Annotated in this window: 24 protein-coding genes; 6 read left to right on the top strand and 18 right to left on the bottom strand. The window is 54.9% G+C overall.

Translation table 11 applies throughout. The annotated features are described in order from the left end of the window. Positions 1-892: 892 nt before the first annotated feature. The 4 genes from C772_RS16770 (at position 893) to C772_RS00530 (ending at position 3,742) form a co-directional block, all read left to right on the top strand. Positions 893-1,234, top strand: a complete 342-nt coding sequence (locus C772_RS16770; RefSeq protein ID WP_235046353.1) for a hypothetical protein — start codon at positions 893-895, stop codon at positions 1,232-1,234. 162 nt (positions 1,235-1,396) lie between these two features. Continuing rightward, positions 1,397-2,608: a DUF819 family protein gene (locus C772_RS00540; RefSeq protein WP_008296522.1), complete on the top strand. Its 1,212-nt coding sequence runs from the start codon at positions 1,397-1,399 to the stop codon at positions 2,606-2,608. A gap of 68 nt (positions 2,609-2,676) precedes the next feature. Beyond that, entirely contained in the window at positions 2,677-3,039 is a 363-nt protein-coding gene (locus C772_RS00535) for an SCP2 sterol-binding domain-containing protein (RefSeq protein ID WP_008296519.1), read from the top strand. A 40-nt stretch (positions 3,040-3,079) separates the two neighbouring features. Further along, positions 3,080-3,742, top strand: coding sequence for an HAD family hydrolase (locus C772_RS00530; protein WP_008296517.1), 663 nt, complete (start codon positions 3,080-3,082; stop codon positions 3,740-3,742). Positions 3,743-3,795: 53 nt separating this feature from the next. Here the strand turns inward: C772_RS00530 and C772_RS00525 are convergent, their stop codons facing one another. From C772_RS00525 to C772_RS00515, 3 genes are read right to left on the bottom strand one after another with little or no spacing between them, the layout of a single operon-like run. Then, positions 3,796-4,365 (bottom strand): 5' nucleotidase, NT5C type, encoded by a 570-nt coding sequence (locus tag C772_RS00525; protein WP_008296515.1) that lies wholly within the window; start codon positions 4,363-4,365, stop codon positions 3,796-3,798. Beyond that, positions 4,362-5,477: a bifunctional diaminohydroxyphosphoribosylaminopyrimidine deaminase/5-amino-6-(5-phosphoribosylamino)uracil reductase RibD gene (gene ribD, locus C772_RS00520; protein ID WP_008296514.1), complete on the bottom strand. Its 1,116-nt coding sequence runs from the start codon at positions 5,475-5,477 to the stop codon at positions 4,362-4,364. Before ribD ends, C772_RS00525 begins: the two co-directional genes overlap by 4 nt. Next, positions 5,464-6,225 carry a GTP cyclohydrolase II gene (locus C772_RS00515; protein ID WP_008296512.1) on the bottom strand — a complete coding sequence of 254 codons (762 nt, stop codon included), beginning with the start codon at positions 6,223-6,225 and terminating at the stop codon, positions 5,464-5,466. The genes ribD and C772_RS00515 overlap by 14 nt, the downstream gene beginning before the upstream one ends. A 181-nt stretch (positions 6,226-6,406) precedes the next feature. Between C772_RS00515 and C772_RS00510 the strand changes: the two genes are divergently transcribed. After that, entirely contained in the window at positions 6,407-6,937 is a 531-nt protein-coding gene (locus tag C772_RS00510) for a helix-turn-helix domain-containing protein (RefSeq protein WP_008296510.1), read from the top strand. Between the two features lie 265 nt (positions 6,938-7,202). On the opposite strand, the gene C772_RS00505 is transcribed toward C772_RS00510, so the two are convergent. The 15 genes from C772_RS00505 to C772_RS00435 form a co-directional block, all read right to left on the bottom strand. After that, positions 7,203-7,928 (bottom strand): hypothetical protein, encoded by a 726-nt coding sequence (locus C772_RS00505; RefSeq protein ID WP_008296509.1) that lies wholly within the window; start codon positions 7,926-7,928, stop codon positions 7,203-7,205. 89 nt (positions 7,929-8,017) lie between these two features. Further along, entirely contained in the window at positions 8,018-8,761 is a 744-nt protein-coding gene (locus tag C772_RS00500; RefSeq protein WP_008296508.1) for a hypothetical protein, read from the bottom strand. 149 nt (positions 8,762-8,910) lie between these two features. After that, positions 8,911-9,342 (bottom strand): hypothetical protein, encoded by a 432-nt coding sequence (locus C772_RS00495; protein WP_008296507.1) that lies wholly within the window; start codon positions 9,340-9,342, stop codon positions 8,911-8,913. A gap of 19 nt (positions 9,343-9,361) precedes the next feature. Then, positions 9,362-9,814 carry a DUF5085 family protein gene (locus tag C772_RS00490; protein WP_008296506.1) on the bottom strand — a complete coding sequence of 151 codons (453 nt, stop codon included), beginning with the start codon at positions 9,812-9,814 and terminating at the stop codon, positions 9,362-9,364. Continuing rightward, complete coding sequence (locus tag C772_RS00485; protein WP_008296505.1) at positions 9,811-10,266, bottom strand: hypothetical protein; 456 nt, start codon at positions 10,264-10,266, stop codon at positions 9,811-9,813. The genes C772_RS00490 and C772_RS00485 overlap by 4 nt, the downstream gene beginning before the upstream one ends. 309 nt (positions 10,267-10,575) lie before the next feature. Continuing rightward, on the bottom strand, positions 10,576-11,385 hold the full coding sequence (locus C772_RS00480) for a hypothetical protein (protein WP_008296504.1): 810 nt from the start codon (positions 11,383-11,385) through the stop codon (positions 10,576-10,578). 13 nt (positions 11,386-11,398) lie between these two features. Further along, positions 11,399-12,955 (bottom strand): ribonuclease YeeF family protein, encoded by a 1,557-nt coding sequence (locus C772_RS00475; protein WP_008296503.1) that lies wholly within the window; start codon positions 12,953-12,955, stop codon positions 11,399-11,401. 18 nt (positions 12,956-12,973) lie between these two features. Further along, the gene (locus C772_RS00470) at positions 12,974-13,300 is read right to left on the bottom strand and encodes a YwqI/YxiC family protein (protein ID WP_008296502.1); all 327 of its coding nucleotides are present in this window, start codon (positions 13,298-13,300) and stop codon (positions 12,974-12,976) included. Positions 13,301-13,315: 15 nt separating this feature from the next. Further along, a complete protein-coding gene (locus C772_RS00465) occupies positions 13,316-13,672 on the bottom strand; it encodes a YwqH-like family protein (RefSeq protein WP_008296501.1) in 357 nt (118 codons plus the stop codon). Further along, positions 13,669-14,223: a type VII secretion EssA family protein gene (locus C772_RS00460; RefSeq protein ID WP_008296500.1), complete on the bottom strand. Its 555-nt coding sequence runs from the start codon at positions 14,221-14,223 to the stop codon at positions 13,669-13,671. Before C772_RS00460 ends, C772_RS00465 begins: the two co-directional genes overlap by 4 nt. Continuing rightward, on the bottom strand, positions 14,213-17,068 hold the full coding sequence (esaA, locus tag C772_RS00455; protein ID WP_008296499.1) for a type VII secretion protein EsaA: 2,856 nt from the start codon (positions 17,066-17,068) through the stop codon (positions 14,213-14,215). The genes C772_RS00460 and esaA overlap by 11 nt, the downstream gene beginning before the upstream one ends. Beyond that, entirely contained in the window at positions 17,065-21,546 is a 4,482-nt protein-coding gene (gene essC / locus C772_RS00450) for a type VII secretion protein EssC (protein ID WP_008296498.1), read from the bottom strand. The genes esaA and essC overlap by 4 nt, the downstream gene beginning before the upstream one ends. 37 nt (positions 21,547-21,583) lie before the next feature. Then, positions 21,584-22,957 (bottom strand): type VII secretion protein EssB, encoded by a 1,374-nt coding sequence (gene essB / locus C772_RS00445; protein ID WP_008296497.1) that lies wholly within the window; start codon positions 22,955-22,957, stop codon positions 21,584-21,586. A 52-nt stretch (positions 22,958-23,009) separates the two neighbouring features. Next, a complete protein-coding gene (locus tag C772_RS00440) occupies positions 23,010-23,249 on the bottom strand; it encodes an EsaB/YukD family protein (protein ID WP_008296496.1) in 240 nt (79 codons plus the stop codon). Positions 23,250-23,326: 77 nt separating this feature from the next. Next, positions 23,327-23,620, bottom strand: coding sequence for a WXG100 family type VII secretion target (locus C772_RS00435; RefSeq protein ID WP_008296495.1), 294 nt, complete (start codon positions 23,618-23,620; stop codon positions 23,327-23,329). Positions 23,621-24,187: 567 nt separating this feature from the next. On the opposite strand from C772_RS00435, the gene C772_RS00430 reads away from it, so the two are divergent. After that, the gene (locus tag C772_RS00430; protein ID WP_008296494.1) at positions 24,188-26,707 is read left to right on the top strand and encodes a bifunctional 2',3'-cyclic-nucleotide 2'-phosphodiesterase/3'-nucleotidase; all 2,520 of its coding nucleotides are present in this window, start codon (positions 24,188-24,190) and stop codon (positions 26,705-26,707) included. Positions 26,708-26,745 lie beyond the last annotated feature (38 nt).

Genomic DNA, 26,745 nt, shown 5'->3' with positions numbered 1-26,745 from the left:
GGAAATGGAGAAACCATCATCCGGGGGCGGCGGCCAGCGGCTGCCTTGCCCCATCTGCGGCCGGCATCACCGCAGGAAACACACTGAAGCGACAGATTTCCTCCTGCCTGCCGGACTCGCCGGATTGCAAGTGCAGGATACGGAATCTCCCCGTAGTAATCGCCATCGCAGAGGCTTCACAGGAATGAGGAGGGAACCTGGCCCTCCGGTACCGCAAGGTTTGCAGGGCCCGGAGGGGCCGATGGGTCCCCCGGGAGAAATGGGGCTTCAGGGTGAACCCGGGCCCGAAGGTAAACAGGGGCCAAAGGGTGACAAAGGTGAACCCGGCCTGGAGGGCCCTCCAGGCATTCAGGGCCCCAAAGGGGATTCAGGCGATTCCGGGCCGGCGGGACCGCCAGGGCCTCCCGGTCAACCTGGTGCACAGGGACCCAAAGGAGACCGGGGTCCGGAGGGCCCTCCAGGCATTCAGGGCCCCAAAGGGGATTCAGGCGATTCCGGGCCGGCGGGACCGCCGGGGCCTCCCGGACAACCCGGTGCACAGGGACCCAAAGGAGACCGGGGTCCGGAGGGCCCTCCAGGCATTCAGGGCCCCAAAGGGGATTCAGGCGACGCCGGGCCGGCGGGACCGCCAGGGCCTCCCGGTCAACCTGGTGCACAGGGACCCAAAGGAGACCGGGGTCCGGAGGGCCCTCCAGGCATTCAGGGCCCCAAAGGGGATTCAGGCGACGCCGGACCGGCGGGACCGCCAGGGCCTCCCGGTCAACCCGGTGCACAGGGACCCAAAGGAGTCCGGGGACCTAAAGGACCACAGGGTGTACAGGGACCGGCAGGAGGAATTGCGGAATACGCCTTCCTTTCCACCCTCTCCGGCCAGCAGGTCGGCCAGGGAACCATGGTCAGATTCAACGCGGAATCTGTCCTCTCACAGGGTTTTTCCATCAGAGGCCGAAAAACTTCGATTAAAGTCAGCCGGACCGGCCTTTATGAAATGATTCTTGTCCTTTCAGCCGGGGAACCCAGCCTTTGGGCCGTCCATGTAAACGGCGAGAAAATTTCTGCGTCAGAGTGCCTGATCAAGGCGGAACAGCAGGAAGCATTCAAAATGGCGGTCCTGAATCTGAAAGAAGGAGACCTCGTGACACTCAAGAACTGTGTTCCGGAGGAAGGGGAAAAAGGACAATCGAAAGCAGAGGTCACGGCAGCCTTGTCCCTGAAGCTTCTCTCTCCCCTGTAGGAAGAAGACAGATACCATCAAGCAATGGGCCGAAAGTGCACAATCAGTCACTTTACGGTCTTTTCTGTTTTTCAGGACTATTGTCCTCCCTTCTCCTCCCCCCGGCCCCTCCCTCCCGTTCTCCAGTTCCTTTATAATAGTGGGAACAAAAGGAGGTGCCGCATGGAAACCACATTGATCAAACCTGAGGATACTTGGCTGCTCTGGGCGTTTCTTGCCGGCTGGGCGGCCGTAAGCATCTATCTCGAACAAAAATACAAATGGGCATCGAAAGTGACAGGAGCCATCATTGCGCTGGCCGGCGCACTCATTCTTTCCAACTTGAACATTATTCCGACCGATGCCCCGGCCTACGACGCCGTATGGACCTACGTCATTCCGCTCGCCATCCCTCTCCTTCTCTACCAGGCAAACCTGAAGAGGGTCTGGAATGAGAGCGGACGGCTGCTGATCCTGTTCCTGATCAGCTCTGTCGGTACAGTCATCGGCGCGTATCTCGCCTTTTTCGCTCTTAGTTCCTTTATTCCGGAGCTGTCCAAGATCACCGCGGTCATGACCGGTTCCTATATCGGCGGCAGCGTGAACCTGGCCGCACTTTCAGCAAAGTTTGATGTGAGCGAGGGCATGCTGTCGTCCACCATTGTCGCGGACAACCTGATGATGGCGCTTTACTTTTTCGTCCTGATCGCCATCCCTGCCATCGGCTTTTTCCGGAGGAATTTCCCTGCTCCGCATATCGACCGTGTCGAGCAGTCCGCCGGTGACGAAGACGGGACACTGGCCGCCTCTTACTGGCAGCGCAAGGAGATTTCTCTGAAAGACATTGCCCTCTCCGCCGGCAGCGCATTTGTCATTGTGGCGGTCTCATTCAAGATCGCTGAAATCTTCGGCTCGATCATTCCGGATGAAGGCGCCGGCTGGCAGCTTCTCGGGGGCCTTCTCGGTGACAAATACCTGATGCTGACAACGGTCACCGTTGCCGCGGTCACCCTTATGCCCAAATTCTTTGACAGCCTGAACGGTGCCCAGGAGATCGGGACCTATCTGATCTACATCTTCTTTGTCGTCATCGGTGTACCGGCTTCCCTGCCGCTCCTGATCCAGAACGCCCCGCTCCTGCTTATTTTCGTCTTCCTGATGGTGCTGGCCAACATGGTGGTGACGTTCGGAGTGGGCAAACTGTTCAAGTTCAGCCTGGAGGAAATGATCGTGGCGAGCAACGCCAACATCGGCGGGCCCACCACCGCTGCTGCCATGGCGATCGCTAAAGGCTGGAAAGACCTGATCGTCCCCGTCATGCTCGTCGGCACAATGGGATATATAATCGGTAACTATATCGGCACCATTGTCGGCAACACGCTTGGCGGTTTCTGAAGGATTGCCAAAATGTACCGGATTCCCTAAGATGGATAAGTATCGACTACTAAGATGGGGGCATGAACATGGGCAATCCGCTAAATGCCCTCTCGCTTGACGAGATCTGGGCAAAGATCGGACAGGAACTGGAGGCCAAACCGGAGCCTTTTCAGGACGAACATGTCCGATATGAATTTATCATCGATGAAAAAGGCGAAGTCACCCGCTGGCAGCTGCTGCTTGACCATGGCCGGGCAGAGATTTTTCCCGGGATCGCAGGTGAACCCTCCTGCACTCTCGAGTTGAGCGGCAAGCACTTCCGCAAGCTGCTGACAGGCGACCTGAACAGCATGGCCGCGTTCATGACCGGCAAGCTGAAAGTCTTCGGCAATGTCGGCTTCGCGCTGAAGCTTGAAAACCTGCTCAAGGAATATCAGTTCTCCGGATAAACGGGATCCGCTCGCCGGAAAGGAAAGGACGGTCCGAATCATGCGCGTTGCGATCTTCGACTTTGACGGGACACTTTACCAGAACGAGACATTTGACTTTATGATGAGCCATCTCAAGCATCATCCCGAATACGGAAGACTCTACGGAAAGTTTTTCAGACGCATCCTGCCTGTATATACGGGCTACAAGATGAAACTCGTCCCCTCGCCCGTAATGAGGGAAAAGTCCATGCAGGCCTATCTCGCCCCTTTTTCGGGCTTTGCGGAAGAACAGCTGACCCGCTTTTTTGGCGAGATGGCCGCAGCGATGCGGAGCGGATTCAATCCGGAAGTCGTCCGGCGGGTACGTGACCACGCGGAAGCCGGAGACCGGGTCATGCTCGTTTCCGGTGCCTTCACTCCGCTCCTGCTTGAGGCCGTGAGGGACCTGCCATTTGATGACGTCATCGGCACCGACATCCCGTATTCCGGAAATACATATGACGGACGGACGAATATTTACCATATCCGGAGCGAACGGAAAAATGAACGCATCCTCGCCGCCCTCGGCGACTCTCCGGTTGCCTGGGAAGAAAGCTCCGCGTTCGGCGATACGCTGTCCGACATGACGGTGCTTGAACTTGTCGGAAACCCTGTCGCTGTCCGGCCGGAGGCAGGCCTCCGGAACATCGCGGCAGAACGGGAATGGGAGATTATCGGATGATCCAAAAAGGCACCTCTCGCATCAATGCGGGAGGTGCCTTTTCTGATTTGCCCTTATTTTTCCTCTGTCAGCAGGTCGAACAGCTCCGACCAGTCATTGATCCTCGGGATGTTCAAATGCCGGTTGTAGGACTGGTTTTTCACGAACACGTTCAGCGGCCGGCCGCTAAGCGTTTCCAGCACAGCAGGCTTGTCATCAAAGTAATAGTCCAGTTCCAGTTCTTTGATAATATGGACCTTGTCCTCATCATTCATGCCATAAAAGAACCGGTCTTCCCGGACCGGAAAGCCGTTTTGGATCATCCATTCCATCGTGCGCTTTCCGTGTTCCTTTGGCCTGGCCGTTATATAGTAAATCTCATGCCCCTCTTTTTCCAGCCTCTGAAGCGTTTCTGCGGCTTCCGGATACGGCGGGCAGTTTGTGTAATAGATCTCTTCAAGGGACCCGCTCCACATCTTTCCGCCTTCTTCGGCGGTCATGCCGAATAGTTCGTGGATCTCCACTTTGTCCAATTCATGAAAAAGGGAGATGTCCACATCCCGGTTTAATTTCCGGTTGTACAGATGGAAGGCATGCTCCCTCAGGTTGATCAGTGTGTCATCGATATCAAAACCGAATTTCAATCAGATTCCCTCATTTGTTCCGTATTGTAGTTCGGATAGCCCGTAAACTTGAAGTCTTTCCCGATCTTCGTGATCTCGAGATCGTCCAGCTCGATGGCATCACGCATCAGTCCGATGCCGGTGCCTTCAAGGAATGTCGGCGCCTGAGCACCGCCGATCAGTTTGGGGGCCAGATATATCTCGGCTTTATCCACGAGCCGCTTTTCAAGAAAGGCCGCATGGATCGAGCCTCCCCCTTCGACCAGGACAGAGGAGACAAGCTGTTCACCAAGAATGCGGAGGACGTCATCCAGGTCAACGCGTTCGGCTCCCGAAGTCGGATAAACCGAAATCCCTCTTTCCTCCAAAACCTTCCTGGACTCTTGGTCATAATGTTGTGCAGTGAAGATCCAGGTATCAGCCTGCCCGTCCTTAACCACTTTGGATTCGAGCGGAACCCGGAGTGTGGAATCCAGGATGACGCGGATCGGGTTCCGGCCGTTTGGGATCCTTGTCGTCAGTTCGGGGTCATCCTCGATCACCGTATTGACGCCGACCAGGATCGCCTGGTGTTCATTCCGAAGCTGATGGACATCTTTGCGTGCCTCTGCAGACGTGATCCATTTGCTGTCTGCTGTATGCGTCGCAATCTTTCCGTCCAGTGTGCTGCCCGCTTTCATCGTGATGAACGGCTTTTGTGTCACGATGAATTTGTTGAACACTTCATTCATCCTGCGGGATTCCTCTTCCATGACACCGACCGTCACTTCAATCCCAGCTTCCTCCAGAATTCTGACGCCATTTCCGGCGACGACCGGGTTGGGGTCAAGTGTGGCGATGACGGCTTTGCGGATTCCCGCTTCCACGATGGCGACTGCGCAAGGCCCAGTCCGGCCATGATGGGAACACGGCTCCAGCGTGACGTAGATGGTCCCGCCCTTTGCCTTATCCCCGGCCATCCGTAGGGCATGGATTTCCGCATGCGGTTCGCCCGCCTTCAGGTGTGTCCCGATCCCCACGATCCGGTTGTCATTGACGATGACTGAACCGACAAGCGGGTTCGGATCGGTCTGCCCTTTCATCGCACGGGCATTTTCAAGCGCCAGTTTCATATAAAATTCATGGTTGGTCATCTGGATCTAGCGGGCCTCCCTCCAAGTGTCCGGATCGCCGGACCTTGGTCTGCAAGTACTTTTCGTTGAACTCGGATCGGTCACCCCATAACGGTTGGCGTCCGGAAATCGGAAGGCCGGCCTGTTGCATGGCCTCCAGTTTTCTCGGGTTGTTCGTCATGAGGGTGACCGGCTTTTCCCTCAGTGTCTTCAGGACGCGGATCGCATCGTCATAGTTCCTGGAGTCATCGACAAATCCGAGGCTTTCGTTCGCTTCCACGGTATCGTAGCCATGCTCCTGCAGCACATAAGCCATCGCCTTGGAAAACAGGCCGATTCCGCGGCCTTCATGATTCGCAAGATAAAAGAGGGCACCCGTTCCATGATCCACAATATTCTTCATGGACTGCTTGAGCTGATAGCCGCAGTCACACCGTTTGCTGCCGAAGATGTCACCCGTATGGCAGATGGAATGCAGCCGGATCAGCGCATCATCCGCATGTTCAAAATCACCGTAGACAAGGACGCTCGACTGCTGGTATTCCGCGAGATTTGCAGAGGATAGCTGATCGATGATTTCCTGATAGTCCTCGGTCACCTGGCATTGATTCAGCCAGCAATACCATTGGAACACGACAGTCTCACCGTACAGGTTCGCAGGCAGCCGGATCGGGCCCACGAGGTAGATGGCACCTTCACCGGTATTGATCATTTGGATTTTATCTTTCAGGACATTCAGAACTTTGGTTTCCAGCTTTGCTTGGACCATAAAAATCATTCCTTCACATCAATAAATTTATCTTAGATTGGTCATTCTAATGGGATGATACTTGGATAAAGTATTCTTACATGAATATTTGTTTTCTATAAAATAACACTGTATGATGGATAACGTCAATTTATCCGTGTTACGATACTAGGCAATATCAAGATTTCAGGGAGGGCTGGAAATGGAAATCGGATCCAAAATACGGACAATCCGCAAACGGAAAGGACTGACGATTGCACAGATGAGCGAGCAGACAGGCCTGTCCAAAGGGTTCATCAGCAACATCGAGAACGACCACACTTCCCCCTCCCTCAATACGCTGCATGCCATCGCGGCTTTTCTTGATGTCCCGCTCCCCTACCTGCTTCTTGAGAAAAAGGAGCATATGAAAGTCGTGAGGAAAGCCGAGCGGGTGTACACGTCGTTCAATGACATCAAGATCGAACACCTCACTTCCCAGAGCGGCCTCCGGATGATGCACGTCGAATTGCCGCCCGGCGCCTCGACCGGCGAAGCGATCGCCCACGAAGGCGAAGAGGCCCACGTCGTCCTGAAAGGCACCGTCCTGGCTGAACAGGGGGAGGACTCGGTCATCGCCGAAGAAGGCGATTCATTCAGCTGGAACGCCAGCGTGCCCCACTTTGTGAAAAACATCGGAGACACCGAGGCCATTCTGCTCATTGCGGTCCATTCCGAGAAGGGCATCCAATAGCGAATTCCGAACAAAAGCACCGCGCGGATTTTTCCGCACGGTGCTTTTGGCATTTCCGATAGTCATGGTATGAAAGCGAAAATCTTAGTATATAGAATCGATTAAACAAATTAACATCCATAGTGTGCAGTTGCTTTACGTTCCGGCGCAGGCTTTCCGCGGGGAAGGCATCAAGCCCCTTGCAGGGTCTTTCCGCCCTTCCTTTTCCGCAGGAGTCCGCGCCTCCACTGCAAGCAACCATGCTTATCATCTTCAATTTAATTGTTCAATTTATATAGAAGTTAAATTCAGGATAGCAATACTTGCAGTAAAGAATAACGAGCTGTTCCGGAAGAACAACGAGCATGACATAAAAGCTTGCCAGCGCAAGAATAATTGCCGTCATTTCATTGAGCCCCGCAAGGCCGGTTGCTCGGATGTAGGACTGTATGGTGATGACAATGCCGAGACCCGCAGCTATAGCTATCGGCAAATAGGATCGGTATTCGAGATTCTCCCTTGCCTGATCCGCTCTTGTTCCTGCACGGTAAGCCCCTTCTTTCAGCTTGCGCCAAAACCGAAAAGCCGAAAGTAGCAGGACAGCCGCCCCTATTCCTAACGTAATCCAAGTAATCATCATCAGGCGCTGTGGTGAAACCCCTGTCCCATTCAGGCCCAGAATAAACAAAGCGATAAGATATCCGTTCACTGCAAAGATATTCTGTGAAACCAAAATGGATATTAGATATTGTCCCCTTTCAAACTTGCGATAAACCGGCGGGATGGAATAGATCAATGACAGGGCCACGAGAAGGGCTGTGATCCAGAAATGCCATTGCAAAATATCATCTTTTTTAGGGTGTACGGTTTGAGCGGATGTGACCCAATACTGCAGCGCATACAAACCCGTCTGGGCAACTGCTGCCAGCGGCAAGATGCTCCCCAATTTGGACGGACTCTGCCTGCCCGAGATAAACGGCTTTCTCAATACTTCAAAGTCATTACTGTTCACGCGCTACCCGCCTTTCAACCGACCATGTTTTCCTGAATATCAGAAAGGATAGCGTAAACGTCCCGTCTAAGCGATAAGGACTGGAATGTTCATTTGGTGTAGTAGTTAAAGCTTTTGAACCGGAACTTGCAATACAGGATGACCAATTGTTCCGGCAGGACAAATAGCATCACATAGAATAAGCCAAAACCGATAAGAACAAAGACGAGGCTGTCAAAATCCTTCCATCCGTTTTGCCTGATCACATATTGCAGGATGAAAAATATCCCGAGTCCGGCAGCAGTTGCACCGGGGAGATAACTTTTATACTCGAACTTTTCACGCATGGCTGCCTGACGGGACCCCTCCCGATAATCTCCCCGCCGGATTTTCCTGATGAACTTTGCAAAAACCAGCAGAAACACTAATAGGCCGAACGTCAGGCTCATCCAGGTGAAGGTAATCATCGATTCGGCTGAAGAATCTGTCTCCTCTGCTATTAATAAAAGTGCACAGATATAAAATGTGATTCCAAACAAGTTCTGAGAAACCAAGATACTGACCAAATACTGCACTTTCTCGCTTCTCCTATACACAACAGGCAGTGAGTAAATCAATGACAGGGCTATCAAAATAGCGGTGAACCAAAAATGTCCCGTCAGAATCTGACGCTTCCATGGATGGTCGGTTGCATAAGCAAAGACATAATACTCCAAAGCATACAGTCCTCCCTGGAGAACTGCAGCCAGCACCATATTACCCGCAAGGTTCTGGGGGCTTTGCCTTCCTGATTCTAGGGGTTTGCGGAGGGCAGCGTAGTTTCTCTGGTCTTCAATTTGCTTAGTGTTATTCATATCTCTAACCCTCTCACAAGCACCTCTACCTCTTGGAGCAAAGGTGTTTCCTCCTTAATGAAACCAGCCCTTAACAACGACCAAATTAAGAAAAACTGCAGCCACCGGTATTCTCCGGTTCACCTGCAGTTCTTTTTCCCCTCCAGACGTTACTCTGCCCGGTCGTATGTAAAGAATTCCAACTCCCCGATCTGATTGCTTTCCGTCATCCGGTCGAACAGCGCCTCCTGTTCCGGTGAAAGATCAAGGAGGAACGGCATGGCCCGGTTCGGCATGATGATGCCTATCTGATCTTCAGAAAGGTGAATGCGGACCCGGTTCCAGATCCGTTCTCCGCCCCGCACCCCAAGAGAGTAGACAAATGAGACATTCTTTACAGGAATGCCGAGCCGGTTGATCGCGACAAACAGCATCGATGAGTTCGCCGTTATCCCGAGCACCTGTATGCTGAAATCCTGTTCGATTCCGCCATCAGGATTCTCGGCAGCCCACTTTTCAAGACCGGCATAAAGCTCCTCTGCTCCCGGGTCAATGATTCCGCCTTCGTCGTATTTCTGCAGTTGGATCTTCAGAGGTTCCATGTACAGCCTGACCATCCTTTCAACGTACAGCACCGACACTCATTTCCACGTAAGTACCGCCCTGCGGGGATTGCTTATACTCCACGAACACGGGTGTCGTCTGATGATATCCTCCGGCATCCACATGTTTGGCAAGTTCCCAATAAGCCACTTGTGACTGAGCGTCGATATCCTCCATGAGCCGGATCGTGTGGAGATTGCGGATTTCGAAATAGCTCCGGAACATCACTTCCTCCTCAGGCGGCAGCGTGATGTCGCCTTCTTCAATCCCCATGAACAGTTCCGCCGTCATCACATCGGCCGTCGGTTCACTCAGCATTGAAAAGAACAGCCTGCCGTCAGGAGTCACGCCGTGCTGTTCCAGAATGCCCCGAAAATCTTCAAGGGCAATCCCGATTTCTGCCGGAACAAAACTGTACAGTTTGGATACGATGTTGCGGTGTTTGATGGACCGGTTTTCAGCAACGATCATTCTGCACGACCGCCTTCCAGCGGTACGACAAGGTCGATCATGATGTCTCCATACACATCGAGCAGGACACAGTAGTACGTTTCGCCAAGGACAAGCCCTTCCTGTACGGCAGCGTCCTGAACCTTTACGTAAGCCGCGTCAAAGTCGGCTTCCTGCTCCGCCTGGCGCATGACCAGCGCATCCCCGGAATGGAAACGCGCCTCGTATCCGAAGCCATTGTCCCCTCCGGTATCCAGCGGACCGTTGACCGGCTGATAATAGGTGAAGGTGCCAGTTGATTCATCTTCCGGTTCCGGCACGAATGTGAAGAAAGCCGGCCCGTTCTTGTAGACCCCTTTGTCGAGCACGAATGACTCCAGCAGACCAAGAGGTTCCTGCCAGTCCGTTTTCCGCTGTTCCGTCCGATACGTCAGCACGTGATCAAAGACGAGCGGGCGCCGTTCAATCGCCATGTCCCCACTTCCCTTTCCGGATGTTTTTGTTAATGATTATCTCGTGTAATAGTTAAAATTCTTGAATCGGAATTTACAGTAAAGGATCACCAGCTGCTCCGGCAAAATGAATAGCATCACATAGAACAGGAATTCCCTGCTAAGTTGGCCGGACTTTGGCGACCTGATTCAAGCGGTCTTCTGAATATAATAGAAATCTCTTCTGAATCTTGAGATGGGGAGGTGTTCATCACTTAGAATTTCCCCTTAGCACTCCCTGCATATGGGTGAGTCCAATTATGACTTTTTCTCTCTTAAGAAGATCATTTGTTATTTGTGATACGAATCACCAAATAGTGCTCTCGCTTCTTCTTCATCTCCATTATCTGCTGGTTCATCCAAAAATGGGCGCCCCTCAAAGTTGAAGCTTCTGAAACGCAGTTTGCAGTACAAAATGATGAGTTGCTCCGGAAGCACAAAACACATCGTGTAAAACACAGCAAAACCAATGAAAATGATGATGAGCTGGTTTGGATCTCCTAATCCCAGGTTTCTCAAAACATATTGGAGGATAAAGAAGAGGCCAAGACCGGCAACGGTAGCCGCAGGCAAGGAGGACTTATATTCGAACTTCTTTCGTATCTGTTCACTTCTTGAGCCTAGGCGGTAATCTCCTTTCCTGATTTTCCATATATACCGAAAGAACGTCAGCACAAATACAAAAATACTTGTAAGCAAGGTCACCTCGGTGAATGTCATCATCGAATCATCGGATAAACCGGCATCGATGTCTGTGACAGCAAATAATGCCAAGATATAAGCAGAAACACCAAATAGGTTTTGGGAGTATAAAATACTGATCAAATACTGGGATCTCTCTAACTTCCTATACACAAAAGGAATCGCAAAAACGACGCCTAGCACGACTAAAATTACACTAATCCAAAAGTGCCACTTAAGGATCTCCGTTTTAAAAGGATGAGCAGTGGAATATCCGACTACATAAAATTCCAAGGCGTATAATCCAGCTTGTAAAAATGCTCCTAACACCAGGATTCCGGACAAGTTCATAGGACTTTGCAGACCGGACTCTAGCGGTCTTCGTAGGACAGCAAATTTTCCGTAATCCAAGTTGTTCATTTTCTGTCCTCCATCAACTGAACCAACCCTTTATATGATCCATTGCAGATTTTCCTGAATCACCAATCTCCATGTTGAGACCTGCGTTTGCCAGTATACCCAGCCCCATTCCGACAGCAGTACCAACGCCCGGAATCGGAATTAGTGCGGTCCCGGCTGCAGTGAAACCTGCCTGAACAGCTCCCCCGACTGCCGTATCAATGGCTGTGTCCTTTGCTGCCCTTGCATGGGCTTCTGCTCCGGTGAGACCGCTGGCCGCGGCATTCTGGTAGTTCGTGTTATAGCTGAAGGCTGCACCTACAGGACCAAGCGCTTTCCCGGCCCCACGGATAATTCCGCTTGCCGCATTAATTTTGCCACCCTGCGGAACTCGTTTGAATTCGTCCCTGATCCCCTTGACGTCCACCAGGTCTTTGAAAGCCCCGGTCGTTCCCTTAAGCGTTGCTGTTCCTACAACCTTTGCTTTCTGACCAGGTGTGGTCTTGGTTCCCGCAAACTGCTCCAATGACGGGTGAGCCTGTTTAGCCCTTTCACCCGCTGAGGACCATCCGCTCTGTCCAGGTTTGGTTGTCGCATATTTCAGCATGACCTGACCGTCACGCACATCCTTCGGACTATACGGTATATTAAGTCGCTGCATCGCATTTGGTGTCGCGTTGATACGGTAACCGGTCCCCCCTTTCGAAAGAGGATGTTGTGAGGTGGATATGCCTCCATGCCGGCCCGCTCTGATCAAAGCAAAAGCAGACATAAAGCCTTCGCCCTTATTCACTTCTTCGACGACCTTCGATGCTGTTTGGACTGCATTTGAAAGACTCGCCATATTGACAGTTGTGCCTGCAACATCCCCGGACTCTCCGGACTCTTCCTTGTCCTCAACCGTCTCTGTTTCGATCGGCACGTGGTTCTGGCCGGTGTTCAATGGATGCATCTCTGCAAAGGCCGCCCAATCTTCCGCCGGGAAGTCCACCGGAGACAGGCCGTCCTGCATGGCGCCTTCCAGGTCCAGCACCCACAGCTCCATCCGAAGAATGTCATTTTCAATGGAGGTCAGCGAATTCGTCTGCGTGGAATCAAACTCATTCAGGTCTGTGACCGTGTCATCCTTCTTCTTCCTGGCGTCCCGAACACCCTCCTGGACTTCACTGTCGTTCAGATGCGGAAGTGCCACGATGTCGGCGACGGAGTCCATGATGCCGTTTGCGTCCGAGGTCAGGTTGGTGGTGGTCGTTGAGATGGTGGTCAGGCCGGTTTCGACTTCCCCTTCTAAAAAGCTCTCCTTGATGTAGCCGTCGGGTGCCGGCTCGAGCGTTTCCTGTGCAGACTTGATGCTGTTCATCGTCGTCTCAAACGTGCTCTTGAAATCCGCGAATGTCTCAAGCAGCGGCAGATGGCATTCCCGGTAGAAGGCTTTGATCGATTCTCCGCCCTCTCCGGTCAGGGAATCGCCCAGGTCGGAAAGCTGCTGGGCAGCGGTCCGGATGGCATCCATCTCTTCCTGTATGCGCGTCAGTGTTTCCTGATTCCGGGACAGCCCTTCCTGGAACGGTGTGACGTCCAATATCTTCATCGGATTCTCCTCCCCCGGTTACCGGATCGGCACAGGACCGTTCCTGTGCGGCGCCGGGCCGCCGGAGGATCCGCCGCTTCCGTCGATGGCAGTGGCCACCTGGTTGTCGGTCTCTTCCATGAACTCCACGGAGTTCTTTGTGGTCTCGATATTCGTCTGAAGGACGGTCCTGTAACGGATCAGCATCTGCTCAAGATGCGTCATCAGCTCGTTCAGCTTGTCGGCCACATCCAACGTATTGCCCGAGATCGGTTCGGGGGCCGACGGGTCCAGTGCATTTGCCTTGCCCGACAGCTCATCGATCACGGGATGGATTTCATCATAGACCATTTTGATTTCTGTCATCGGTGATCCTCCTTATCAGGAATTGGCTGCTCTTGCCGCAGCCTCTGCAGCCCGCAGTTGGGCGACAATGGCCTCAAGCGAGGCGATTTCTGCTTCAAGCTCCGCAATTTTTGCGGAGATGGCCGAATAGGCCGCATCAAACTGGGGGCCGGACACGTCCTGGTAAGGAGTCTTGATGCCCGTTTCCCGGATTTCATCAAAGGCCGTGGCAAGGTTTCCGTGCCACGTCTTCGTTGTCAGTTCAGGCTCCATGCACTTCGGCTCATTCTGCTGGAATTCGCCCTGTTTCCCCTGCAGTTCCCCCTGGCATGTGTTCAGCCGCCGGATCTGCTGCCTTTTCAGCTCAATCAGCATCAGGTAGTAGCCAATCATGCAATGTTCCCCTCCGTTTCTTTTCTTCTTCTCTCCGGCTGTGCACCGCCGCCCCCGCCCTTCAGAAGGGCCGGAACGACGAAGGCGAACAGCCCTGCGACTGCCAGTACAATGACGCCGATGAAGATCCAGTTCCGGACCGGTGTGCCCTCTGACTGCTCCTCCGCAGCCTGCTGCGGCTCTTTGGCGGCGGCTTCTTCGGAGACCGGGGCCTCTTCCGTGAACAGCCCGAGCTCAGCCGCTTTGGCGGCGGCCGTGCCGGTTTCGGACCTGCCCGGCTCAAGGAACAGTTCTGAGACTTCGATCGGTGACGGGATGCGGACTTCTTCCGAGAAGTCGAGATTGATCTGCGCTTCAGAGATGGTGTTTTTCATCTCGACCTGACCGCGGTCATGGAGATATTCCGTCTTTTTCCTGAACTCGAGTTCCTTGTATTCAAATGGATCCAATGTTTCGGCCGGATTTTCCTCCGGTTCGTCTGCTGATACGGGCTGTGCGGCAATGACGGTTCCTGCAAGCAGGACAAGCGCAAGATTGCGCTTATGCTTCATACGCCTCTTCCTCCCCTGCGGTTTCACTGCTTTTCCAGCGCTTTACCGCATACACGGCCACGAGGAACAGCACAGCCGCGATTCCGGCAATGGCCGCCCCGGTGTCAAAGAGGGTCACCGGGTCATACTTGATCGACAGGTAGACCGGAGACAGAAGGTCCGGAATGTTCGCTTCCGGCACACCGAGAATGAGGAGCGGCGCGATGTAGACTGCCATGAGGACGATCGCCGCGATCCAGCCGATCGTCTCTCCGGCATCGAGCGCAGCCGTCACAAGCGCGGAGCCTGCAATGACGACCAGGATGGTGAAGATGGTCCACTCAATGGCACGATGGTCATTGAGCACATACATGTTGACGCTGTACAGGCTGATGATCAGCCCGCTGATCAGTCCGAGAAGTGCCGGCATGGCCGTCCGCAGAAGCGGCGTGCCGTCCTTGATCCGGTGGCCAAAGTAGCCGATTGCAAGGCTCGAGATCAGCATGATGACATACAGGATGACCGGCGGGACCTTTTCCATGTTTTCGCCTGCGACCGCTTCTCCCCTTACGCTGAGGGGGTTGATGAAGTGGTCGAAGACGTAGCCGTTTTCCTGGCCGTCCACATAGGTGTTGTCGAGGAAGCCTCTGACGTCCTCATTGAAAGCCTGGATGGCTTCAATATTCTGCTGCCAGCGGTCACTGAACACATCCGTCGATTGCTCGAAACCGTCGGCCTTGCCCTGGAGGTCGGCGGCATAGCTGACGATGCTGTCCTGCCGGTCCGCCACGGCGCTCATCGTGCTGCTGAGCATGATCAGCTGGGAACCGATCGTGGCCTGTGTGGAAGCCACCTGTCCTGCGGAACCGTCCGGCTCCGGCTCTCCGCCCGGAATGGCGTTGCCCGGGTTCTGGATCTGAGCCAGGATGGCGGATGCCTGATCTTCCAGGCCGTATAAGTCCTGGAGGAGTTCGGCATGCTGGATGCCCACAGATTTTTCGTAGCCTGCCATGATGGCGGCAAACGAAGAGTTCCATTCTTCCACGCGGGCAGATGTCTCCGGAAGGCCCTCACCTACGGTCTCCCAGGCAACCATTTCTTCCTCACCGAGTGCGGCGATGTCCTGCGTGAGCGTCTGGATGATTTCATCTTTCAGGACTTCATCCTTCAGTGCCCCCTCCCGCTGGACGCCCTGGTCCAGTGCGAAACCAAGCTGCTCAAGTGCGGCATGGTAAGTCAGGAGCGCATCCAGATCTTTGGAATTCGGCGACTTGGCGAACAGCTCCTCAAGGGACTTCTTCCTCTCCGGCGACAGCCCCTCATGCTTCAGCAGGCCCGCTTCCTTCTTCTCGATCTCCCGGACGACCGCGACCGTGTCGGAAGGATATTCGTCCAGCGTATGCCGTGCGGACGCATAGGCATTCTGGAGTGTTTCATACGCCTTGTACAGGTTGTTGTACAGATGGGAAGCAGTCTTTGCGGCCTCCGCCTCGGAACCGCCTTCCCCCTGGAAGGCGGCGGTCTTTTCGTTGAGCGCTTCGGTGATGCCGGCGAGTTTCCCGGCAGCCCCGTCCAGCTCTGCAAGAACCGGGGATTCCGGCTGCTCGGCCGCAATTTGTTCCTTCAGTCCTTCGATGGAAGCGGCCAGCTCACTGATGCCCGCCTTTTCTTCTTCAAAGGACGGCACCTGATTTTCAGTTGGCTTGGATGCCTGCTGTTCAAGCGTTTCCTTTGCGGATGCCAGCTCTTCCTTGGCCGGAAGCCCTTCCGGACCTCCCGCCTCCGGAACAGCGGATCCTGCACCTTCCTGGATCTTTTTCTGAAGGCTGCCGATGATCGAGTCATTGTAGCGCTCGATTGCGGTGCCCTGTGCGGCCAGAATTTCATCGGCCTGCTTGGCTGCCTTTTCCTGACGGATCTGCTCGAGCGCGTCGAACTTCTCTTTGTTCACTGCGATCTGCTCGTTGACCTTCTCCAGTTCCGCCGCAAGCTGTGCATTGTTTTCCTCAAGCTCGCTGAGTGTCTGCTGGAACTGTTCGGTCTGCTTGGCGGCCGCTTCCTGTACCTTCGCGATGCTGACGCCCTGAAGTTCTTCAAGAATGCTGCGCTGGGCCAGCTGGAATGTTTTATAGTCCGCGACATGGCCCATGAAGCTCGTGAGTTCGTTGCTGAATGTCTCGACGCTGCTGATGCGCTCATCATGGCCCTGGTGTACGTCACCGACGGTCTGGCGGAGCTGTTCCACCTGTTCGCGCTGGCGCTGCATCTGGTCGGCCAGGGCGTTTGCGCCCGGCTCATAGTAGGCGACCATCGCATCGAGGAACTCGCTTTCCTTATCAAGGATCGCGTTGAATTCCTTTTTGATGTGGTCCATCTCGGAGGCGACATAGCTCCAGTAAAGCGTCGCGATCCGGCTGTTTACACGGTCCGTCGCGCGGTCGATTTCCTCGATGATCGTCTCTTTCATGTTGCCGCTTTTCTGGCTCTGGACCTGGTAGGAGAACTCTGCCTTCTCGGGGTTGGCTTCGTCATAGGACATCACTTTTTCCGAGAAGTCGGACGGGATGTAGACGACGGCGTCATAGCGGTTGGCCTTCAGGCCGTTCTCGGCCGCTCCCCTTCCCGTCACTGTCCATTCGTAGGATGAGTCTTCCGACAGGATGGACACGACTTCCCTGCCCATCTCGACCTGCTCTTCCCCGCGGTCACTGCCCAGGTCTTCGTTGACGACGGCGATCGTGCGCTCCGGCGCGTCCGCGAATGACATCACATTTCCGGACATGAACCCGAAGAACGCGACCGGAAGTGCCAGGATGACGATGAGCCCGATGATGATCGCTGCGGGTTTCTTGTAATTTCTTTTCATGATCGTACTTTCTCCTTCTCCATCAGACAGAACGGGGTCATGATCTTTGCGCTCTTGCCGTTCAGAATATAGTGGGCGAATCCGGCCGGCAGCTCTTCCTCTTTCCGCTCGTACGGAACGTTGAGGATGGTCTGTTCGGATTTCTTCATGAACACGAGGGCCTGCCGGACGAGTTTCAGTTCATTGGTGAATGCGTCATAGCCTTTCGAGATCTCCGCATTGGAACTCGAAACGATGACATTGAAGCCGAGGTGTGAATAGTTTTTCATCAGTTTCGCGAGGCGGTCCTGGATGCGGGCATCCGCAGTCTGGAGGAATCTCGAGTAGCCGTCGATGAACAGATAGGACGGCACTGTCTCCACCTGGGCCCCGGGCTCCCGGATCGAGGCGACATAGGCCGCCTCCGCTTCTGCAAAGTGCTGCTCCGCTTCCGCAATCCAGGCTTCCAGGCTTTCTTTCGTGTCGGCATAGGTAATGCGGGAATCCTGCGCAAATGCGGAAAGTCCCCTGTCGAACGAGTCGAATACGGCGACCGGCCCGGTATCCTGGGCGCGGACCGCACGGATCAGAACCTTCATCATGTTCGTCTTGCCGCGCTGGGCCAGACCGATGATGAGGAGATGGCGGTTGCGGTTGAAGTCGATCGCAACCGGACGGACCGCTTCCTCGTCCAGGCCGGCAGGCACGATGCCCGGTCCGCCTGTTCCCGCGGCCATATCCTGGAACTGCTCCAGAGTAAGCTCCGCAGGCAGCATCGGAATCGGCTGCGGCTTTCCGTAATCCGCATAGCGCTCCTTCAGTCCCCGGACCTTTTCCTTCACGCTTTCCAGAACGGTGAAGTCGTCTCCGCCGTCCGCAGGCAGGAACATCTGCATGAACAGGGCCTCTTCCTTCTTGAGGATCGCGCGGCCCGGGACCGGCTCAGGCGTATATGGCGGCCTGCCGACGATGCCGTACATCTCCGAAGAATCCATCAGGTAGTGGACCACTTTCACTTTCAGGTTGTTCATGAGCGTCTGGCGGACGGACATCGGCCGCGTGGCCGCAATCAGGACATGGATGCCGAGCGACTGACCGTCGCGGCCGAACTGGTTCATCTGCATTTCCAGCTCTTCCATCTCGTCCCGGATAATGTCGTAGTTGTCGATTGCCAGGTAAATCAGCGGGAACTGATCTTCCGCGATCCGGTTGTACATGGCGATCGTGCTCACTTCTGCCTTCTGGAATGCGGCTTTGCGGCGGGCGATCTCGTTCTTGATCAGCCGGATCAGCTTGTCGCGCTTCTGCTCATCGTCCAGCGTCAGGTAATCCGCAGTATGCGGCAGCTGGCGTAGCGGAAGGAGGGCACCGTTCCCGAAGTCGAGCATGTAGAAGTTGGCTTCCTCAGGAGACTTCATGCCGGCGATGCCAAGGATGAGCGACTGGAGCGTATAGGATTTGCCGTAGCCCGGCGATCCGAACACGCCCGCATTCCCGTCCGTATCCGGATCGTATCCGACCGGGTACTGACTCTGCTTTTCCGGTTCGTCGGCGATGCCGATTGCAAATCCTTTGCCGCGGAACGGACCGGCTTCTTCCGAAGTGATCCGTCCGGCAAGCGGCGGCAGCCATGGGCTCGACAGCCGCCCGGCACCGGCGGCTCTCGCCGCCTCCCCGATCTTGGCGGTGACCGCCTCGATCTGGGTCAGGCTGCTTTTTCTTCCGTCGGAGACGGACAGGCCGGTGAGCGGTTCGAGTCCGAGGTCGGTGACGATCGCCACTTCATCCTCTCCCTCATACGTCTCAGTGAGATAAGGCGCCCCGCTCCAGGCAGACTGGAACAGTTCGTACACTTCGTTGTTGCCGACCTGGAGATAGCCGCGCCCGGTGACCGTGATGGCCGCCGCGTCGCCGTTTTTCAGAATCTCTTTGCTGTCTGTCGCGTCCTGGACTTTGAGCGCGACACGGAAGCGCGCGTTGCTCCAGATCTGGTCGTCGATGATGCCGCCCGGTTTCTGGGTGGCGAGGATCAGGTGGACGCCGAGGCTCCGCCCGATCCTCGCCGCACTGACGAGTTCCCGGATAAAGTCCGGCTCCTCGTTTTTCAGCTCGGCAAATTCGTCAGAAATCAGGAACAGATGCGGAAGCGGCTCTTCCGCCACACCGTTTTTATAAAGCGATGTGTATTCGTCGATATGCGTGACGGTGTACCGGTCGAACAGCCGTTGCCTGCGCTTCAGCTCACTCTTGATGGAAGCAAGCGCCCTCAAACTGAAGTTCCGGCTCCCCTCGATGTTCGTGATCGTGCCGAGGAGATGCGGGATGTTTTTGAACGGCTGCGCCATGCCCCCGCCCTTGTAGTCGATCAGCAGGAACGCCACCTCGTGGGGGTGGAAGTTCACCGCGAGCGACAGGATATAGGTCTGGAGAAACTCGGACTTACCTGAACCGGTCGTACCGGCAAGGAGTCCGTGCGGCCCGTGGGCTTTCTCGTGAAGGTTCAGTTCCAACAAATCATCGCGGCCTTTGTACCCAACCGGCACCGCCAGCGATTTCGCCGACTGATTGGTCTCCCACTTTTCCAGGATCGGAAGGTCATCGGCATCGGTGACGTCATACATATCGAGGAACCCGACAGATTCCGGCAGGGAATTCGTCATGCCGACCTGATGGTCCAGCGTACGGAGGGTCCTAGCGAACCGCTCGTCTCCTTCCGGTTCGTAGCCATCGAGCCGGAACCTGGTATCGGATGCAACACGGTCCCGGATGAGGATGTCCCCTTCACGGTCATTGACGTACCTGACAAGCAGATGGACGTTTTCCGTGATGCGCTCTTTGGCCCCTGCCGTGAAAATAACGGAAATGCCAAGCGCTTCGTGGTCTTTCCCCTCCAGGTATTCAAGGATGACATGCTCCCCGATCAGCTTGTAGTCGGATACGATGAACACGAGATGGGGCGTGAACACGACTTTGCCCCTGTCTTCATGGTGGTAGCGCTCCCTCAGGATCTCGTATAGAGAACCGAGCAGCTGGTCCCGCGTCCGCTCATCGTGGATCAGTCCACGGGCGTGCATGTGCGGCAACTGGAAATGCGGCAGCCACTTCATCCATTCAACCTGGTCATACTGGCTGTTTTCGAAGATATAGATGAACCGGACATCATGGTAGCTATGGAAAAAGGAAAGCTGCCCGACAATCTGCGCAATCTCTTTCCGGATGACGTCTTCCTTCCCGAACAGGCCGATGATGCCTTTCGAAAGATCAGCCGTAATCGGGGCATTGTCCAGCTCGCTAAACACTTCCTCCATCTTTTTCGACTGTTCGATCAGGTCATCGACTTCCCGGTTGGCCAGGTCCCCGGAGGAAAGGTTCAGGCTGTAACTTGCCTTGACGCTGCCCGTGCCCAGCCTGAAATGCAGGAAGTCCCCGTTTTCCCGGGTTTTCTCCCAGATACGGCCGGACAGGCCATCCGTCATCCGCTTCAGCTCAGAGAAAGCAGGATAGTGATACCGGAGCATCCGCTCCTGTTTGCCGCGCAGTTCATGGAGTTCTTCCCGCATATTCTCCAGGTAGGCCGTGTAGACCCTGCGGCGTTTTTCCTCCTGCAGTTTGCGTCGCTTGCGCTCCCTGAAGTACTGGGCGGTCGACGTGATCAGCGTCACGATGAACATCGAAATCGATATGATGATAAACAGTCCCCGCGGGATGAAGATCACGACGAGCGACATCACGATCAGCATGACAAGCGGAGGCAGGATCACCAGCCAGAGCCCCCGTCCGTCATCGGTCTGTTCCTGCACCGGGAAGGACAGCGACACTTTGTCATCCGGCGCTTCATAGACGAGCCGGGGCGTGCGGCGGTAGACCGGGTAGGATTTCATCACTTCGGATTCCGGGGCCTCAAATTCCGGCAGGTCCGCCGTGAATGGATCCGGGCCGGATAGCTCGATCACATCCTTTTCGGTAAGCCGGATCTGCATACCCAGCCACAAAATGACGTCCCCGGTCTTGAGAGGCATGGAGCCGGACTGTTTTTTCCCGTTCAGATAAAACGGACAGCCGAACTCCACATCCGCGTACCACCTGCCGCCTCCCTTCAGGAGGGCAAAGCGCCTCCCGGTGTCTCCCGCGCCTGCTTTTTGCATGAGGTTCACAGTAGCCTCGGGATCTCCGGAGCCGAATGTGAGATGGTCTTTATAACCGATGTAATATGTATGGCTCCGCCTCGGGGCCGGACGCAGCGAAAGCGTCAGCACACGTCCCTTCTGCGTGATCGAGACCGGACTGCCGATGGTCAGGTAGCCGACCTGTCCCTGGCCGTCCCGCACGGAAAAGCCGTCTTCCCCGCCTTCCAGCCGGAAGGCGCCTTTGACAAACGGATAATCCAGCACCGTGATGCTGTCCCCGACGGCAGGGCCGACGGTCATCCGCTTTACTGTGTATTCATTGAAGTCGATCCGCTGGACATGTTCCGCGTAATGGACCCAAAGTTGCTGCAATGGTTTCACCTTCTATTCTTTCTGCCCTCCGGCAGGCTCACGGAGACGGCGTTTCGGTCGTTTCGGGGGTTTCTCCGGAATCCGGTGCCTCTTCCTCTTGGGCTTTCTGTGCTTCTCCGGCTTTCTCTGCATCCGCTTCTTTTGTCTCAGCAGATGATTCATCGGATTTTGCTTCCGAGTCGGCTTCAGCCTCTTTGCCCGGCCCGTCTTTGGACGCGCCATCCGCCTTTTCCGCTTCTTCCTCGGCTTTGTCCAATTCCTCCATCGCCTTGCGGATCTCCTCAAGTTCACGGTCGATCTCGCCGATCATCTCCTGCTTTTCCTCACCGGAAAGGCTGTCGTCCGAACGGATTTCTTCCTGGCGTACCGCAAGGGCATAAGCGAGGAGGACCGGGTCTTCCATCGCACGTGCCAGGTCGACTGCCTCTTCCCCTTCGTCACGCCCGATGTAGATCCAGTACTTCAGATAATCCTCATCCGTATTCAGCGTGATGTTCGACCGGATGTTATCCTTCTGCTCCTCGGTCAGGCGCTCATTGATGACGTAGGCGTCTGCCAGTTCGTAAAGCGTGACATACGGCAGGCCGTCCACATCGTACTTGGAGAGAAGCGTCACCGTATCGCTGTATTTCATCGTCATGTAGGACTCATGGGCCTCCGTGATCGCTTCGGTCTTCGGTTTCTCGTAGGCGAATGTATAACCGGCGAGTGCGATGGACGGAATAAGCAGGATGCCTGCCGTGATGCTGAAGATCTTGGCAAGCTTCCACTTTTTCCGGGGCAGGCGGACATTCATCTGTTCCTGCATGTCGATGGACCGGATCACCCCATCGATGTGCGCCAGGAGTTCATCCGGGGTTTCCGCCCGCATAATTGCCTGCGTGCGCGGGTTCAGGTCGAGCGTCTCATGGTGCTTCAGGTAGTCTTCGAACGGGCGGCTGCTGTCGACCGCCGCCGCTGCGGCAGCACGGGTTTCCAGCCAGATACGCCCGGGATCCTTTTCTGCGGGCGGCAGGCTGCCCTCCACTCCCCAGTGCAGGAAATGCGGTTCCATCCCGCTGCCGAAAACGATGTTCTCCGGACAGATGACCGGCTGGAGCCGTCCGTCACCGTTCAATCTGGCTTTTTCCGCAAGGCGGCCGGCAAAAATCCATCTGGTTTTCTCGTCTTCCTCATGAATGGAAGTGAATCGCCGGAACCGCTCCGGAAAGGCTGCCGTGATGGTCAGTTCGTCCCCATCGATTTCTATCGTTTTCCGGATGACCGGATCTGCGGACCCGAGGAATGCGATTTCGGCCTCGTTCTTCAGGCCGATCCGTTCCGTCTGGAAAACGAATGAACTCTGATGTTCCTCGTGCCGGACCACGGCATCCAGCAGCGTTTCCATATATGTCTGTGTTCGATTGGCCATTTCAGTGATGCTCCTTTGCCTTGTTCATGCCATTATCCCATTGCTGCATCCATCAGAGGATTTCCAGCCGGTCTCCGGACGTGATGCCGCAATGCGCCATTGTCAGATGTCCCGGATAGGTCCTGTTTTTATTGACGACCCTGACCCAGTGGCCTTCACGCTGGTGCCTGGTGACACCTTTCGCCTCCCGTGCAATATCCGCCAGTTTCTTGAATGTGTGGTAATCCGACAATCGGAGGTCAAAGACGCCTCCTTCGTACTTGGACAGATCCACAGTGACTTCGATGTACATATCAAGACCTCCTGATAAATGAAGGAAAAGCGCCTTCCGGATAATTTGAAAGGCGCTCAACTTTTTCCGCCCGGCTATCAGCCGCGGATCTGGCTTGCAATCTGCTCGTCCGCATCGCGCAGGGCGTGGCCGGTGCGGTTCAGCTGTACAGCGATTTCAGAGAGAAGGTCCTGCATGTCAATGAAGTGTGGCTTCAGGCGCTCGTACTGCTCTGCGAATGCCCGGCTGGAAGCCCCTTCCCATGCAGACTGGAGTTCAGCAATCATGCCGTCCAGGCGGCCGATCTGTGCCGACACCTCACTGGATTCACTGTTGTAGCGGTTGGACATCGCTTCCAGTTCAGCAGGGGTTACGCGAATAATTCCTGACATTTCATCCATCTCCTTTTCAAATTTTCATATTAAAATAACTGCGGATGCAGGTATTTCCGTTCACGGCCACAGGCAAAAAGTTGCGAATGGCAATTCGTGCGCTTCATAAAAAATCAAGTCGTCGCCAAAATCCGGCACCCAAGTCCCGGACTCTGCTCCTAACTTTCCTCTTATTGAATACCATTCGGTCACAGCGTTGTCAAAAACACTCTGGACGGACCCCCTGCCTGCCATATGCCGAAAGACCCCGAACACTCACCTGCCAGACGGCATCGCCCATTTCTTCCGGCCGTATTTTTTGCAAACTCCTGCCTCCGAATACCCACTTTAGGCTCACTTCAACGGAAGAAAGGTAAGTAACCCCAAATTCAAACAGGGCCTAAAGATTCATTTTCATTTTCTTGTTCCTTCCATATATCTCGAACTAAGTTATCTTACATTACGGCTATTTTATGAGGAAAAAGTTACTTTTTCTTTATCATAAATATACAAACTTTACGGGACGTTAACATGGAGAAAATGGTAGAATGAAAGGGATTTCAATTATCTGAAACGGAGGATCGATGGATGAACCAATCTAGAAAGGCCGTCAAGGTTTCCGGAGCGCTGCTGCTGTCAGCCGGAATGCTGTTTGCCTCCCCCTCCCCCGTCAATGTTCTGGCGGAAGATCCGGGTGAAGCCGTCAAGCTGAGGATTCTTGAAACGACCGACACACACAGCAACCTCTACAGCTACGACTACTACAAGGGTGCCGCCAATGAGAAACTCGGCCTCCTGAAAGTGGCGTCGGCAGTCGAGGCGGCACGTTCGGAAGTGAAAAACTCGGTGCTCGTCGACAACGGGGACACCATCCAGGGAACACCGCTCGGCACTTACTATGCAACGGTCAATCCTGTAGGGGATGATGAGGAGCACCCTGTCATCAAACTCATGAACCTGATGGACTACGACGCTGCCACGCTCGGCAACCATGAGTTCAACTATGGGCTCGACTTCCTGGAACAGACCTACAGCAAGGCGGACTTCCCGTTCCTGAGCGCCAATGTGTACAAAGACGACGGGGATGACAATCCGGACAATGATGAACTGATGTACGAGCCATACCGGGTCGTTGACAAGCAAGTGACCGACGAAGCCGGCAACACCCATACGATCCAGATCGGCTACATCGGCTTTGTCGCACCGCAAATCGTCAACTGGGACAAGTCCCATCTTGATGGCAAAGTCATTTCGAAGGACATCACGGAATCCGCAGAGAAGTTCATCCCGGAGATGAAGGAAGAAGGCGCGGATGTCATCATCGCGATGGCCCACTCCGGATTTGACAAGTCTGCCGAGGCGGGCACGGGTGCCGAGAACGCCATCCTTCCACTGAGCCAGGTGGATGGCGTCGATGCAATCACCTTCTCCCATGCCCATGATATCTTCCCTGCTCCCCCAGGAGGCACGCTCGGTTCCAATTTCATGGACGGGGATGACGTCGTCGCCTCGATCGATGAGGAAAAAGGGACCATCAACGGCATCCCGGCCACTGAAGCAGGATACGGCGGCGAGTACCTCGGCGTCATCGACCTGACCATCGAGCCGGACGGTGACGGCTGGAAAGTGACAGACGGAAGCTCGGAAGTCCGTGCAGTCAAGGATTACGACATGCAGGAGTCATTCACGGAAGAGATCAAGCCGTATCATGAAGCGACTGTCGACTATACGGAAACAAAAATCGGCACGACCACTTCACCGATCCACAGCTATTTCGCCCTGGTACAGGACGATCCGTCCATCCAGATCGTGACGGAAGCACAGAAAGCCTATGCCAAGGACTTTATCGAACTCAACGCCCCTGAATACAAAGACACGCCGATCCTTTCTGTCGGTGCGCCGTTCAAGGCCGGGCGCAACGGGGCTGCAGATTACACCGATATTGCTGCCGGCGACCTGACCATCCGAAGCGCCGCAGATCTGTACCTTTACGACAACACCCTGAAAGCGATCCTGCTGACGGGCAGCCAGATCCGTGACTACCTCGACCGCGTCGCGGCAAACTTCAATACGATCGATCCGGATGCGGAGGGACCACAGGAACTCCTGAATCCTGACTTCCGCTCATATAACTATGATGTCATCGACGGCCTGACCTACCAGTTCGACATCACAAAACCTGCCAAGTACGATGCCGACGGCAACCGCACGGACGCAGAAGAAACCCGCGTTGCCAGCCTTCTATATGACGGCAAGCCGGTAGACGAGACCCAAGAATTCGTCGTCGTCATGAACAACTACCGACAGAGCGGCAACTTCCCTCATGTCGCGGATGCACCGCTGATTGTCGACTCCGCTGAAGAAAACCGGCAGGTGCTCATGGATTACATTACGGAGCAAAAGGAAATCAACCCTTCCGCAGACAACAACTGGTCCATCGCACCGATTGAGGGCGACCCGGTCCTGACATTCAAGTCCAGTCCCGAAGCGGAGAAATATGCGAAAGACAACATCACATACACCGGCGAGACGGATGAAGACGGATTCGGAATCTTCACGTTCGAGCTCGGCGGCAAGGTCATCCCTTCCCCTGAACCGATCAAGTCGTACCCGGATGTGACTGACCGCCACTGGGCGAAGTCCTTTATCGACCACCTCACTTCGATGAAGATTGTCAAAGGCTTCCCGGATGGGACGTTCGGACCTGAAAAGCCGATTACGCGCGGGCAGTTCATGTCCATGACGGTCCGTTCCCTGGGCCTGAGCGACGGCACCCTTCCGTTCGATGAAGAACTCGATCTCGCCATCAGGGCCGGCATCACGAACCGCACCGCGGATAACTTTGGAGCGGCCAACCTGATCAGCCGGGAACAGATGGCGGCGATGGTCGTCCGGGCATACTCCGTGAAGATCGGCAAGCCATACAAAGCCACGGCAGAAGCGGATTATCTGGATGGTGACTCCGTCTCCCCTTGGTTCGAAGAGGAAGTCAATGCCGCTTATGAGCTCGGCTTCATGACCGGCAATGAAGACGGAAACTTCAACCCGCAAGGTCACGCCAAGCGGGCGCATGCGGCGAAAGTCATCTCTCTGTATACTCAGGAATAACCCTTCATCCCCGCACCCCTTGGTGTGCGGGGATGTTT

Source organism: Bhargavaea cecembensis DSE10 (assembly GCF_000348905.1).
GTDB lineage: Bacteria > Bacillota > Bacilli > Bacillales_A > Planococcaceae > Bhargavaea > Bhargavaea cecembensis.
The sequence above is the reverse complement of the archived record's forward strand: the minus strand, read 5'-3'. Positions and strand labels throughout refer to the sequence as shown.

What these genes read in the sequence shown, in the direction of transcription:
- C772_RS16770 (WP_235046353.1), top strand. Translation starts at nt 893, where the DNA reads ATGGTCAGATTCAACGCGGAATCTGTCCTCTCACAGGGTTTTTCCATC.
- C772_RS00540 (WP_008296522.1), top strand. Translation starts at nt 1,397, where the DNA reads ATGGAAACCACATTGATCAAACCTGAGGATACTTGGCTGCTCTGGGCG.
- C772_RS00535 (WP_008296519.1), top strand. Translation starts at nt 2,677, where the DNA reads ATGGGCAATCCGCTAAATGCCCTCTCGCTTGACGAGATCTGGGCAAAG.
- C772_RS00530 (WP_008296517.1), top strand. Translation starts at nt 3,080, where the DNA reads ATGCGCGTTGCGATCTTCGACTTTGACGGGACACTTTACCAGAACGAG.
- ribD (WP_008296514.1), bottom strand. Translation starts at nt 5,477, where the DNA reads ATGACCAACCATGAATTTTATATGAAACTGGCGCTTGAAAATGCCCGT.
- C772_RS00515 (WP_008296512.1), bottom strand. Translation starts at nt 6,225, where the DNA reads ATGGTCCAAGCAAAGCTGGAAACCAAAGTTCTGAATGTCCTGAAAGAT.
- C772_RS00510 (WP_008296510.1), top strand. Translation starts at nt 6,407, where the DNA reads ATGGAAATCGGATCCAAAATACGGACAATCCGCAAACGGAAAGGACTG.
- C772_RS00500 (WP_008296508.1), bottom strand. Translation starts at nt 8,761, where the DNA reads ATGAATAACACTAAGCAAATTGAAGACCAGAGAAACTACGCTGCCCTC.
- C772_RS00495 (WP_008296507.1), bottom strand. Translation starts at nt 9,342, where the DNA reads ATGGAACCTCTGAAGATCCAACTGCAGAAATACGACGAAGGCGGAATC.
- C772_RS00490 (WP_008296506.1), bottom strand. Translation starts at nt 9,814, where the DNA reads ATGATCGTTGCTGAAAACCGGTCCATCAAACACCGCAACATCGTATCC.
- C772_RS00485 (WP_008296505.1), bottom strand. Translation starts at nt 10,266, where the DNA reads ATGGCGATTGAACGGCGCCCGCTCGTCTTTGATCACGTGCTGACGTAT.
- C772_RS00480 (WP_008296504.1), bottom strand. Translation starts at nt 11,385, where the DNA reads ATGAACAACTTGGATTACGGAAAATTTGCTGTCCTACGAAGACCGCTA.
- C772_RS00475 (WP_008296503.1), bottom strand. Translation starts at nt 12,955, where the DNA reads ATGAAGATATTGGACGTCACACCGTTCCAGGAAGGGCTGTCCCGGAAT.
- C772_RS00470 (WP_008296502.1), bottom strand. Translation starts at nt 13,300, where the DNA reads ATGACAGAAATCAAAATGGTCTATGATGAAATCCATCCCGTGATCGAT.
- C772_RS00465 (WP_008296501.1), bottom strand. Translation starts at nt 13,672, where the DNA reads ATGATTGGCTACTACCTGATGCTGATTGAGCTGAAAAGGCAGCAGATC.
- C772_RS00460 (WP_008296500.1), bottom strand. Translation starts at nt 14,223, where the DNA reads ATGAAGCATAAGCGCAATCTTGCGCTTGTCCTGCTTGCAGGAACCGTC.
- esaA (WP_008296499.1), bottom strand. Translation starts at nt 17,068, where the DNA reads ATGAAAAGAAATTACAAGAAACCCGCAGCGATCATCATCGGGCTCATC.
- essB (WP_008296497.1), bottom strand. Translation starts at nt 22,957, where the DNA reads ATGGCCAATCGAACACAGACATATATGGAAACGCTGCTGGATGCCGTG.
- C772_RS00440 (WP_008296496.1), bottom strand. Translation starts at nt 23,249, where the DNA reads ATGTACATCGAAGTCACTGTGGATCTGTCCAAGTACGAAGGAGGCGTC.
- C772_RS00435 (WP_008296495.1), bottom strand. Translation starts at nt 23,620, where the DNA reads ATGTCAGGAATTATTCGCGTAACCCCTGCTGAACTGGAAGCGATGTCC.
- C772_RS00430 (WP_008296494.1), top strand. Translation starts at nt 24,188, where the DNA reads ATGAACCAATCTAGAAAGGCCGTCAAGGTTTCCGGAGCGCTGCTGCTG.